The organism is Dinoroseobacter sp. S124A, assembly GCF_049801015.1.
Classification (GTDB): domain Bacteria; phylum Pseudomonadota; class Alphaproteobacteria; order Rhodobacterales; family Rhodobacteraceae; genus Dinoroseobacter.
Window position 1 is genome coordinate 291,996 of record NZ_JBNAGD010000001.1, and the last position, 11,641, is coordinate 303,636.

The window sequence follows — 11,641 nt, forward strand, 5'->3', positions numbered from 1 at the left end:
TTTCATGACCGGATCCAAGACGTTTTCACCTAGATTGACACGGGCCAGCCTGATGCTGGGCGTGACCTTCATCGCCGCCAGCCTCGGCGGCGCGGCGGCGGCGCAATCCTGCACCACCAAGATCGGTGCGGTGCTGCCGACCTCGGTGGACTGGGGCAAGCCGATCGCCGCCACGGCGCAATTCGCTGTGGATCAGATCAACGAAGCCGGTGGCGTGAATGGTTGCCAGATCGAGATGGTCCTGCGCGACAGCCAGGTCGACCCCAAGGTCGGCGTGGATGCAGCCAAGGCGCTGGTGGATCTCGACGGGATCGACGTGCTTCTGGGCGCGGTCTCGTCCGGGGTGTCCATGCCGATCCTAACTTCGGTCACGGTGCCGTCGGGTGTGATGCAGATGTCGTGCTGTTCGTCCTCGACCGTGTTCACCGGGCTCGCCGAAGAGGGCAAGACGGAAGGCCTCTGGTTCCGGACCTTCGCCACCTCGGGCGTACAAGCCGCCATGGGGGCCAAGTTGGCCGCTGATCAGGGCTACAAATCCGTGGCCGTGCTCTACAAGAATGACGATTGGGGGCAGGATATCGGCAAGCTCGTGGCCGAAGATCTGGCCGCGCTCGGGATCGAGGTGACCGGCTCTGTCGCGCTGAATGACGGCCAGCCGTCCTACCGGGCGGAGGTGACCGAAGCCCTGCGCGGCAAGCCCGAGGCGATTTATCTCGCGCTCTATCCCAAGGAAGGGATCGCGGCGGTGCGGGAATGGATCTCGCTCGGTGGGACCCAGAACATGATTGTTGCGAATTCCCTGAAATCCGAGGAGTTTGTCGAGAATGTCGGCCTGCAGTTCCTCGGCAACACGCTCGGCACGGACACGGCCTCGCCCCGTGCGGCCTCGGCGGATGCCTTTGTGGCAAGCTATACCGAGAAGTTCGGCAGCGCCCCCACGGGGCCGGGCCTCGCCAACAGCTATGACGCGGCGATGATCGCGCTTCTGGCCATGCAGGCGGCGGGCGAAGGCGCGTCCGGCGCAGAGATTGCAGCCCAGATCGGGCGCGTCACCAACCCCGAAGGCACGCCGATCACCGCCGATGGGGCGGGCTTCACCGCCGCCGTCGAAGTGCTCGCCGGGGGCGGGGATGTCTTTTACCAGGGCGCCACGGGGAATGTGCAGTTCGACGCCAATGGCGACGTGTCGGCCCCGGCCGTGATCTGGAGCTTCTCGGAAGAGGGCATCACGGAAGAGGAATATGTCTCGCTCGATGATGTGAATGCCTTCATGGCCGATCTGAACTAAGCCGGTTCAACAGCGTCCAGGGCAGGGCCGTCCCGAGGGGCGGCCCTGTCTGCATTCGGGCGCCATCGGACCCGAGGATCATTGCGCCCGCGCCGCGCCGCGCTAGAGTATCCCCAAGCCGGGGAGGGCCGCGCATCATGGGAAAACCGATTGTCATTCTGGGCATCTTCGTTGCCGATTGCGCCTTTCGCGCGGGCCGGATGCCGAAGATGGGCGAGACCATTCTCGGCAACAGCTTTGCCCTCAATCCCGGCGGCAAGGGATCGAACCAGGCGATTGCCTGCGCCCGGGCCGGGGGCGACGCGCATATGATCACGCGGCTCGGGGCGGATGCCTTTGCAGAGATGGCCGACGGGATCTGGCAGGAGGCGGGGGTGACCCCGCATGTTCACCCCATGCCCGAGAGCTATACGGGTGCGGCCCATATCTTCATCGAGGAGGCGACGGGCGACAACGCGATCATCGTGGCCCCGGGCGCGGCGGGTCATATGGATGGCAGCGATCTGGAGGCCGAGGCCGCGCTGATCGTCGGGGCCGGGGTCTTCATGACCCAGCTCGAGCAACCGCTCGTCGCGGCCCATCGCGGGCTTGAGATCGCGCGGGAGGCCGGGGTCATGACGATCCTCAACCCGGCACCTGCCGCGGAGCTGTCCGATGCCATGCTGGGCCTGTGTGACCTCATCACGCCCAACGAGAGCGAGGCCGAGGCCCTGACGGGGCTTCCGGTGACCAATCTGGCCGAGGCCGAGGCCGCCGCCGATGCCCTGCGCGCCCGTGGGGCCGGGGCCGCCATCATCACGCTGGGATCCCAAGGGGTGCTCTACAAAGATGCGACGCAGTGCCTGTACCAACCCGCAAAGGCACCGGGCCCCGTGGTCGAGACCACCGGGGCGGGGGATGCCTTTAACGGTGGGCTCGCCACCGCGCTGGCCGAGGGGCAGAGCATGGCCGACGCGTTGGCATTCGGCTGCGCCACTGCGGGGATCTCGGTCACCCGGCCCGGCGCTGGCCCCTCCATGCCGACGCGCGCCGAGATTGAGGCCTTCCTTGCCGAGGCCTGAGCGTAACTTGTACGGAGGCGGGCGATGATCCTCGTGGTCACGCCCGAGACGGTGCTGGGCAAATCCACGCTGGACACAAGCTACGTGCCGCGACGGCTGATGTCGCTGGGCGTCTGGGTCTATCCGCGAGGTGGTCTCTTTTCCAAGCTGTTCTGGCGGATCGTGTTCGAGAAATCGCTTGCGCGCTACGTGATTGCCCTTCTGCCCTTTCCGCTCCTGATGATCGCGCGGCCCGATTGGGCGCTGGGCCTGAGCCAGGCGCCGCTGGCGATGTTCGGTTTCGTGCTGATCATCGAGACCTATGTCCTGACCGTGTCGGATCGCGACAAGCGCCGCGCGCTGGCGACGGAGGCCGAGGTTGCGCGGGTGCAGGACCTGCTGCAGGTGCGGGCGCGCTCGGTTCTGGCCCGGATCGCAGCCGCACGGGACATGCGCGCGGGCGAGCTGCATTTGATGATCGAGCAATCGGGCCTGATCCGAGTGCCGCAGCTCACATTCCTATCGGTGCAAGAGGGCGGGGAGGATCCGCGTTTCCTGTCCCTGACGCCTGCGGAACGGCAGGACGTGCAAGACACGATCTTTGCCGAGGGCCTGACCGAGGACGCGTTGCAGCGGGTGAACCTGTCTCAGAACAAGCTTGAGGTCAGCGTCCCCTTCGACCCGGCGGAGGTTTCCGCCCATGCGCGCCTTGCCGCCATGGCGCGGGCGCGGCCCTCCTAGCGCTCCATTGTCAGGAGCGTGCCGAACGGGGGGCGCTGGATCGGTGGCTCGGCGCAGGCCCAGATCACGGGCAGGCGTCCGGGCGGGTCGCCGAACGGACCGTCGCAATCGGTGAGCAGGATGAGGACCGAAGGGCTGAGCGACGCGGCCTCGGCGACAACTTCGACATAGGAGGTGCCGCCGTCGCGGGCGAAGTCCCAATCCGCAAGGCTGTCGGACCAGCCTGCGCCGCGCATCTGGCGGTGGCTCTGAACCACCTCGTCAAAGAGCATCACGTGGATCTCGGCCATCACGCGCCGCCCGATCCGGGCGACCTGGGCGGCGAAATGGGCCAGATCCTGCCCCGTGATCGAGCTTGAGCAATCGAGCGCCAGCACGATCCGGGGCTGCATATGATCCCTCTGGCGGGCGGGCTCAAACACCGGGACCGGGCGGCCATTGGCGCGGGCCTCGGTCTCGGCGGCGACCCAGCGCCCGGCCGGGCGGCGAAAGCTAGGGCGGGGCGCGTCACGCAGGGCCCGGTCCAGAAGGCTGCGCAGGGTCTGCTCCCACGGGGTGCGGCTCTCGGGGATATCCGCCAGACGAAAGCCGAGCGCGCCGATCCCGCGCCCGGCAAGCTTGCCCGCCTCCAGCGCGCGGGCCAGATGCTGCCGCCATTCGAAATCCTGCGCCTCTTGGGTGTCGTCCTCTCCGCCTCCATCGTCCTGCTCGGGCGCGAGATCGGCTCTGTAGCCATCGGCTCGGGCGGCCTCGGTCAGCGCCTCGCGCGCCTGTTCGGCCCGGCCTGCGTCGCCCCCATTGCCGCGCAGGGCCATGTAAAGCCGCTCCGCATCATACTGGCCCAGAAGATCGCGCGCGGTCGCTGCCGGGGCCGCGCGGCCCAGGGTTGCGAGGGTCACATGGGGGCGGGGCTGGATGTAGCCCGCAGCCAGCAGGGTCTCGTTGATCAGAACATCGGCGGCAATGCCAAAAAGCTCGGGCGCATAGGCTGGCCCCAGCCGAAGTTCCAGCGCATTGGCGCGGGCGCTGTGGCGCAGGGCGACATGGAGGATGTGATGGGCGCAGAGCCCCATCTGTTCCGACAGGCCAAGCCCTTCGAAGGCCGGGCCATAAGCGATGCGCACGCCCTGGCTTTGTGCAGGTAGCGCGCCGAGATCCCGGTCGCGATGCTGGCACCAGAGGGCCAGTGCGGCAAGGGCCGGGTCCGCCTCCGAGAGCTTCTGCAGCGCCCGTGTCGCCCGTTGGGAATGCGCAGCGGCGCGGGTCATGGTCAGGCCAGCCCGGCCTCTTCGCGCTGGCGCGCGTAGTCGGCATAGGCGGGGGAGTCGAGAAAGCTTTCGGCCAGATCGAGCGCAAGACCCCGCTGGATCAGCAATTCGAACCCATGGGTGCGCAGCTCTTCCAGGGGCAGGGTGCGAAAGACGGGTTCGGGCCGCGCCTCGGCGAGCCGGGTCAGATCCGCCATGCAGGCGATGACCCCGGTTGCAGTCTCGGCGTTCAGCGCGCCGATCAGCCCGTACACCAGCGCATGAAGGCCATGCATGCTGTCCGGGTAGAGGGCGAGGCGCTTGCCGGGCTCGGCCTGCAGCAACTCATCTATGCGCACGGTCGCGGCGACCTCGTCAGCGACGAGTGCGAATTCCGCGCCGATGGCCTCGCCCACCGTGCCCGCCACGAGGATATTGCGCAGCCGCCGGTCCGGTGTGGCGCGCAGGATGGCGCTGACCCGGGCCCATGCGCGCGGGGTGGCGGCGATCAGGTCGTCACGCTCCTGTGCGGCGCGCACCGTGCTGAGCAGATCGCCCCGGCTGCGCAGGAAGGCGATCACCGCCGGGTGGAGGCCATTGGGGATCGCGTAATTCTCGAGCCAGTCCGACGCGCTTGCCACCACATGCAGATGTACCAACCGGTCCGACAGGGCGCTGCCCATCTCGTAGGCGATGGCGCCATCCTCGACCGTGTTGCCCGCGGCCACGAGAAACACGGTATCGGGCAGTCGGTGCTGGCCCACGCGCCGCTCCTGCAGCAGGCCATAGACCGTGGGCTGCAGGGATGGGGCGGCGGCGGTCAGCTCGTCAAGAAACAGCACCGCCGGGCGCGCCGGGTCATCGGGCAGATCCTCTGGGCGGTACCAGACGGTCTTTTGCGCGTCGTGGTCGTAATAGGGCAGCCCGCGCAGATCCTGCGGCTCAATCGTGGTGAGGCGCAGATCGAAGAGCCGCGCGCCGATCTCCTCTGCGAGTTGCTGGATGATCTCGGTCTTGCCCACCCCGGGCGCGCCATGGAGCATGTAAGAGGCGGTGAGCTGCCCGGCCTGCTGCGCGCTCCAGGCCGTGCGCAACACGTCCAGCGCGGTTCCGGCGGACACGGTCATTGCATTCAGTGCCATGGCACCCCCTCTCTCGTCTTCGCAGAGCTAGGGCGCGGGGCGGGGCGGTCGAGCGTCAGTGGGTAGTGACCTTGTTGGCCAGCGCATAGCGTTTCTGGGCGAGGGCCTCGCGGCGCTGTTGCTCTTCGCCCTTGCGGAAGCTGTCGCCCACGAAATCGATATGCTCGCGGGCCGCGGCCTCGGCCGCGTCGGCGTCCCGGCGCAGGATGGCCGCCCCGATCGCCTCATGCTGGGCCAGCAGCATCTCGCCCGTGCCGTCGATCGCGCGCAGGTAGTCGCGGTTGTAGAACACGCCGCGCCGGGTGAGCTCATAGATCGAGGACATCATATGGCTCAGCATGGTGTTGTGCGAGGCGTCCACGATGGAGGAATGGAAGTCGATATCCGCCTCCATGGAGGTGCGGGCATCATGGGCCTCATGGGCGACGCGCATGGTCTCGAGATGCTGGGTGATGACCTTGGCATCGAATTCCGTATGGCGATCCGCGGCGAGACGGGCGGCGAAGGCCTCCTGCTCCTTGCGGTATTCCAGATACTCGAAGAACGCCTCGCCATGGCGCGAGAAGAGATCGAGCAGGGCAGGGGACATCGCCTTGTTTGTCAGCTGGGCGATGAAAGAGCCTTCGCCCTTGAGCGTCTCGATCAGGCCGTGATCCTCCAGCCGGCGCAGGGCCTCGCGCAGCTTGGGCCGCGACACCGAGAGCGCTTCGGCCAGGTCCCGTTCGGGGGGCAGTTTGCTGCCCTGTCGCAGGACGCGGCTGACGATGAGCTCCTCGATGCGCTCAACGACCGCGTCCGCCACCGATTCGTGGTCGATGGGTTGGAATATAGAAGCTTCGACAGGCATGGAGTGATCCTCTGTACTGGCCCACGTGGTAAATAATATTGTCCTGAATCTCGATTTGGCAATACGCCTTTCGTGCCGCAGGAGGCCGAATACCTTTGTATACGGCGGTATTTAGCCAATCCGACATCCCAGATGCCGATTAAAAAACAGTCAATGCCCTGCAGCGCACGCATAGGTGGTATGCGCACAGATTGTCGCGGCTGGTAAATAAAGTTTGCCACACTGCCGTGGTAAAGTTTATGAACCATGGCAGGGTGGCGGAGGACACATCCAGCGCCCCAAACATTGAAATGGCCCCGAGCCACGGTTTTTTGTGGAGGAAACACATGAAAAAGACCCTGACCTGCCTGCTGGCAGCCGCGACCATGTTGACCGCACCGGTTGCGCATGCAGCAGACAAGATGCTGCTGAAGACACCCATCGCCTTCTCGACCGCTCTGCCGGGTCTGGGATCCCCGATCCCCCGTGTGGCCGAAGCGCTCAAGACCATGTCCGGCGGCACCCTGCGCATGAAAGTCTATGAGCCCGGCAAGCTGGTTCCGGCCTTCGAGATCCTCGACGCGGTCTCCTCGGGCAAGATCAACTCCGGCTACACCACTGCCGGATACTGGGCGGGCAAGATCCCGGCTGCGCCGCTCTTCTCGGCTGTGCCCTTCGGCCCCGAGGCCGGCGAGTATATGGCGTGGCTCTATTACGGCAACGGCATGAACCTCTATCAGGAGATGTATGACCAGGCCGGCTACAACGTCAAAGTCCTGCCCTGCGCGATCATCGCGCCCGAGACCTCCGGCTGGTTCGCCAACGAGATCAACTCCGCCGAGGACCTGAACGGCCTGAAGATGCGCTTCTTCGGTCTGGGCGGCAAAGTCATGCAGAAGCTCGGCGTTGCCACGTCGCTGCTGCCTGGTGGCGAGATCTTCCCGGCGCTGGAAAAAGGCGCGATCGACGCGACCGAGTTCTCCATGCCCGCCATCGACGCCCGTCTCGGCTTCCACAAGCTGGTGAAATTCAACTACTTCCCCGGCTGGCACCAGCAGGCGACCGTGTTCGAGCTGATGATCAACAAGGACGTGTGGAACGAAGCTTCCGAGCAGCACCAGGCGATCATCGAAAGCGCCTGTAAAGCCTCCATGGCCGACAGTTTTGCCGAAGGCGAAGCCATCCAGCACGCCGCTCTGATCGACAATATTGAAAACAACGGTGTCGAGATGAAGCAGTGGTCGCCCGAGATGCTCGAGCTGTTCCGGACCACCTGGGACGATGTGGCCGCCGAAGAAGCTGCCAATGACGAGTACTTTGCCAAGGTTCTCGCCGACATGACCGAATTCCGCGAAGGCTATGCCCTTTGGAAGCGGAACGCCTTCCTGCCGCGTCAGTAACGCGTCTGGACCGGGGCGGCGCCCCTCCCCCCTCCCAATTCCCGCGCCGCCCCGACTACCCCCTGATTTTCAGACATTTCAAAACCTTATGCAAAAGCGGCTGGGCAATTGCGCCTGCCATCTGGGGACCCAAGGAGAGGACTAATGGCCGTGCAGCCCAATCAGATCCAAGATCCAATCGAAACGTATGAGCACCTGCTCGAACACGAAGAGCGCGACACGCAATCCTTTGCGATCGCGCTCGACAAGACCGTCAAAGGCGTCGGCCATGTGGTCATGTGGGCCAACATCCTGCTCATCACCGCAATCGTGGCGCAGGTGCTGTTCCGCTATCTTCTGAACCAGAACTTCCCGAAGCTCGACGAGATCCAGTGGCATTTCTATGGGGCTGTCACGATGATCGGGATCTCATACGCGCTCGTCACCGACAGCCATGTGCGCGTTGACCTGCTGCATATGCAGCTGAGCCGCCGGTCGCAGCGGATCATCGAGGTGATCGGGATCCTGACCCTGTTGGTGCCTTTCATCTACCTGATGGTGGATCAGGGCTATGACTATTTCTACGAGAGCTACCGGGTGAACGAGCGCTCCGACAGCCCGACGGGCCTGCCCATGCGCTGGGCGTTCAAGGCGATCATCCCGTTCAGCTTCGTGATGCTGGCAATCGCCGCCCTGGCGCGTCTGGTCCATGACGGGCACGCATTGATGGTCGGCTACGAGGACGAGAAGGCGGGCAAGGGGCTTGGCCTGATCCTCGCGGCGCTGGCAGCCTTTGCCGTCGTGGCCTTTGGCCTGACCTTCCTGGTGGAGACCACCGAGGAGAAGCTGGTCGTGGCGATGTTCATGACCTTCATCGCGCTTCTCTTCACCGGCTATCCGGTGGCCTGGACGCTTGCCGGGGTGGGGGTTGCCTATTGCGGGCTCGCCTTCCTCTTTGACAATGACCTGATGCTTTGGACCGGGCTTGAGGGCACGCTGACCGGGCTCGACTACCTGACCCTGGGTGCCACGGTGAACCGGGTCTACGCGACCATGTCCAACGCGGTGCTTGTCGCCCTGCCGATGTTCATTTTCATGGGCCTCATGCTGGACGAATCCGGTGTGGCCGAGCGGCTGATGACCTCGATGCAGCGTCTGTTCGGCAAGACCCGTGGCGGTCTGGCGATCACGGTGACGATGATCGGGATCATCCTCGCGGCCTCCACCGGCATCATCGGTGCCTCGGTTGTGCTGCTGGGGGTTCTGTCCCTGCCGTCGATGATGGAGCAGAAATACTCGCCCAAACTGGCCGCCGGTGTCGTCTCGGCCTCGGGCACGCTGGGCATCCTGATCCCGCCGTCGATCATGCTGGTGATCATGGCCGACCAGATGGCCCTGTCTGTCGGCGATCTCTTCATGGCCGCGGTCTTCCCGGGCGTCATCATCGGGGGGCTCTACCTCGTCTATATCTTCGTGATCTCTTACCTGAAGCCCGATGTGGCACCGGTGCCCGAAGGGGCCGTCTCGCCGGATTGGGACGCAGTCAAGGACGTGCTGATCGCGGTTCTGCCGACGCTGGGCCTGATCCTTGCGGTGCTGGGTTCGATCTTTGCGGGCATCACCACGCCGACCGAAGCCTCTGGTGTGGGCGCCTTGGGCGCGACGCTGCTGGCGCTGGGCTATCGCAAGCTGACCCTGCAGAAGCTGGTCAATGTGCTGGTCTCTACCTTCAACACGACCGCCTATATCTTTGCGATCTTCCTTGGTGCCACGGTCTTCTCCTATGTCCTGCGTGAATTGGGTGGAGACGAGCTGATCGAGCATATGATCGCCTCGACAGGTCTGGGCCCGAACGGCACCGTGCTCTTCATCCTGTTCATCGTGTTCCTGCTGGGCTTCGTGCTGGACTGGATCGAGATCACCCTGATCGTGCTGCCGCTGATGCGTCCGATCGTGAACGGGCTGGGCATCGACATCCCCGGATTTGACGTCATCGACGAGCCGGCGCTCGTGTGGTTCGTCATTCTTGTCGCAGTCACCCTGCAGACATCATTCTTGACTCCGCCGGTCGGGTTTGCCCTGTTCTATCTGAAGGGGGTATGCCCGCCGGAGATCAAGCTGCTGGACATCTACAAAGGGATCATTCCTTTCGTCCTGCTGCAGCTGACGGGGTTGGCGCTGGTGTTCCTGCTGCCTGCACTTGCAACCTGGCTACCTTCCGTAGCCTACTGAAGGAGGCTGGGCACATGACCGATCAAGAGCTTGTCGAGACCCTGCGCGGCATCGTTGGCAAACGCCACATCCTGACCGATGCCCGCAAGACCGAGCGGTTCCGCAAGGGCTTCCGCTCGGGGGAGGGCGATGCCCTGGCGGTCGTGCAGCCAGCGACAATCCTAGAGCAATGGAAGGTCCTGCAGGCCTGCGTGAAGGCGGACAAGATCGTCATCATGCAGGCGGCCAATACCGGGCTGACCGAAGGCTCCACCCCCAATGGCGGTTATGATCGGGACGTGGTCCTGATCAACACGCGCCGGATGGACAAGCTGATGACGCTCGATGGCGGGCGCCAGGTGATCAGCCTGCCGGGGGCCACGCTGTTTGCGCTGGAAAAGCTGCTGGATCCGCTGGGGCGCCAGCCCCATTCGGTGATCGGCTCCTCCTGCATCGGCGCGTCCATCGTCGGCGGAGTGTGCAACAATTCCGGCGGTTCCCTCATCGAGCGGGGGCCGTCCTATACCGAGCTGTCCCTCTTTGCGCAGATCTCGGCGGATGGCGAGCTGGAGCTGGTCAATCATTTGGGCATCAATCTGGGCGAAACCCCGGAAGAGATCCTGACACGTCTGCAGACGGGCGCGTTCACCGATGCGGATGTGGAGTATTCCAACAAGCAGGCCTCGGATACTGAATATGCGACCCGCGTTCGCGACGTGGATGCGGACACCCCTGCGCGGTTCAACGCGGACAAGCGGCGGCTCTACGAGGCGGCGGGCTGCGCGGGCAAGCTGGCGGTCTTTGCCGTGCGGCTGGATTCCTATCCCAAGAACGAGGCCGAACAGGTTTTCTATATCGGGACCAATGATCCCGAGGAGCTTACGGCGCTGCGCCGCCACATGCTGGCGGAGTTCAAGACGCTGCCGGTCTCGGCAGAATACATGCAGCGCGAGATCTTCGATATCTCGGAGAAATACGGCAAAGACACCGTGATGATGATCAACTGGCTCGGCACGGACAAGCTGCCGATGTTCTTTGCGATCAAGGGCGCGGTGGATGCCAGGCTGAACAAGTTCGCGCTGACCCGCGGGTTTACCGACAAGTTCATGCAATTTGCCAGTCGCTTGGTGCCGCGCCTCATCCCCCCGCGGTTGATGGAGTATCGCGACCGCTACGAGCATCATCTGATCCTCAAGATGCGCGACAGCGGGATCGACGAGGCCCGGCTGTTTTTGAACGGGTTTTTCGCGACGCGGGACGGTGACTATTTCGAATGCACCCCGCAGGAAGGCAAGATTGCCGGTCTGAACCGCTTTGCAGCGGCTGGGGCGGCGATCCGATACCAGAATATCCATTTCAACGAGGTCGAGGACATCCTTGCGCTCGATATTGCGCTCAAGCGCAACGAGCGGGCTTGGCTCGAAGAGCTGCCGCCCTCGATCGCCGACAAGCTCGTGCACAAGCTCTATTACGGGCACTTCATGTGCCATGTTTTGCACCAGGATTACATCGTCAAGAAAGGCGTCGACGTGAAGGCGCTTAAGGCGGAAATGCTTGAATTGCTTGACCAAAGAGGGGCGGAATACCCGGCAGAGCACAATGTCGGCCACCTCTATCCGGCGAAACCGGATCTCGCGGCGTTCTACAAGTCGGTGGATCCGACGAATTCCATGAATCCGGGGATCGGCAAGATGTCGAAAGCCAAGTATTACGGCGAAGAACGGGAGGAAGTTTAATGTTGAACCATTGGTATGCGTCAGATGCGTA

Annotated in this window: 9 protein-coding genes; 6 read left to right on the forward strand and 3 right to left on the reverse strand. The window is 64.1% G+C overall.

Features of this window, described 5'->3' with window-relative positions:
* Positions 1 to 4 precede the first annotated feature (4 nt).
* The 3 genes from ACP15I_RS01440 (at position 5) to ACP15I_RS01450 (ending at position 3,069) form a co-directional block, all read left to right on the forward strand.
* Positions 5 to 1,288 (forward strand): ABC transporter substrate-binding protein, encoded by a 1,284-nt coding sequence (locus ACP15I_RS01440; protein ID WP_424973604.1) that lies wholly within the window; start codon positions 5 to 7, stop codon positions 1,286 to 1,288.
* A 137-nt stretch (positions 1,289 to 1,425) separates the two neighbouring features.
* Positions 1,426 to 2,349 (forward strand): ribokinase, encoded by a 924-nt coding sequence (locus ACP15I_RS01445; protein WP_424973605.1) that lies wholly within the window; start codon positions 1,426 to 1,428, stop codon positions 2,347 to 2,349.
* Between the two features lie 24 nt (positions 2,350 to 2,373).
* Complete coding sequence (locus ACP15I_RS01450; RefSeq protein WP_424973606.1) at positions 2,374 to 3,069, forward strand: hypothetical protein; 696 nt, start codon at positions 2,374 to 2,376, stop codon at positions 3,067 to 3,069.
* Here the strand turns inward: ACP15I_RS01450 and ACP15I_RS01455 are convergent.
* The 3 genes from ACP15I_RS01455 to ACP15I_RS01465 are packed head-to-tail and all read right to left on the reverse strand — an operon-like array spanning position 3,066 to position 6,305.
* The gene (locus tag ACP15I_RS01455; protein ID WP_424973607.1) at positions 3,066 to 4,337 is read right to left on the reverse strand and encodes a DUF2201 family putative metallopeptidase; all 1,272 of its coding nucleotides are present in this window, start codon (positions 4,335 to 4,337) and stop codon (positions 3,066 to 3,068) included. The genes ACP15I_RS01450 and ACP15I_RS01455 overlap by 4 nt on opposite strands.
* A gap of 2 nt (positions 4,338 to 4,339) precedes the next feature.
* Entirely contained in the window at positions 4,340 to 5,458 is a 1,119-nt protein-coding gene (locus ACP15I_RS01460; RefSeq protein WP_424973609.1) for an AAA family ATPase, read from the reverse strand.
* A 55-nt stretch (positions 5,459 to 5,513) separates the two neighbouring features.
* A complete protein-coding gene (locus tag ACP15I_RS01465; RefSeq protein ID WP_424973610.1) occupies positions 5,514 to 6,305 on the reverse strand; it encodes a FadR/GntR family transcriptional regulator in 792 nt (263 codons plus the stop codon).
* Between the two features lie 326 nt (positions 6,306 to 6,631).
* Here ACP15I_RS01465 and ACP15I_RS01470 point away from each other — a divergent pair, with 326 nt between their 5' ends.
* The 3 genes from ACP15I_RS01470 (at position 6,632) to dld (ending at position 11,610) form a co-directional block, all read left to right on the forward strand.
* Positions 6,632 to 7,684 (forward strand): TRAP transporter substrate-binding protein, encoded by a 1,053-nt coding sequence (locus ACP15I_RS01470; RefSeq protein ID WP_424973612.1) that lies wholly within the window; start codon positions 6,632 to 6,634, stop codon positions 7,682 to 7,684.
* A 144-nt stretch (positions 7,685 to 7,828) separates the two neighbouring features.
* Positions 7,829 to 9,895 carry a TRAP transporter large permease subunit gene (locus ACP15I_RS01475; protein ID WP_424973613.1) on the forward strand — a complete coding sequence of 689 codons (2,067 nt, stop codon included), beginning with the start codon at positions 7,829 to 7,831 and terminating at the stop codon, positions 9,893 to 9,895.
* A gap of 14 nt (positions 9,896 to 9,909) precedes the next feature.
* Positions 9,910 to 11,610, forward strand: a complete 1,701-nt coding sequence (dld, locus tag ACP15I_RS01480; RefSeq protein ID WP_424973614.1) for a D-lactate dehydrogenase — start codon at positions 9,910 to 9,912, stop codon at positions 11,608 to 11,610.
* Positions 11,611 to 11,641: the final 31 nt, after the last annotated feature.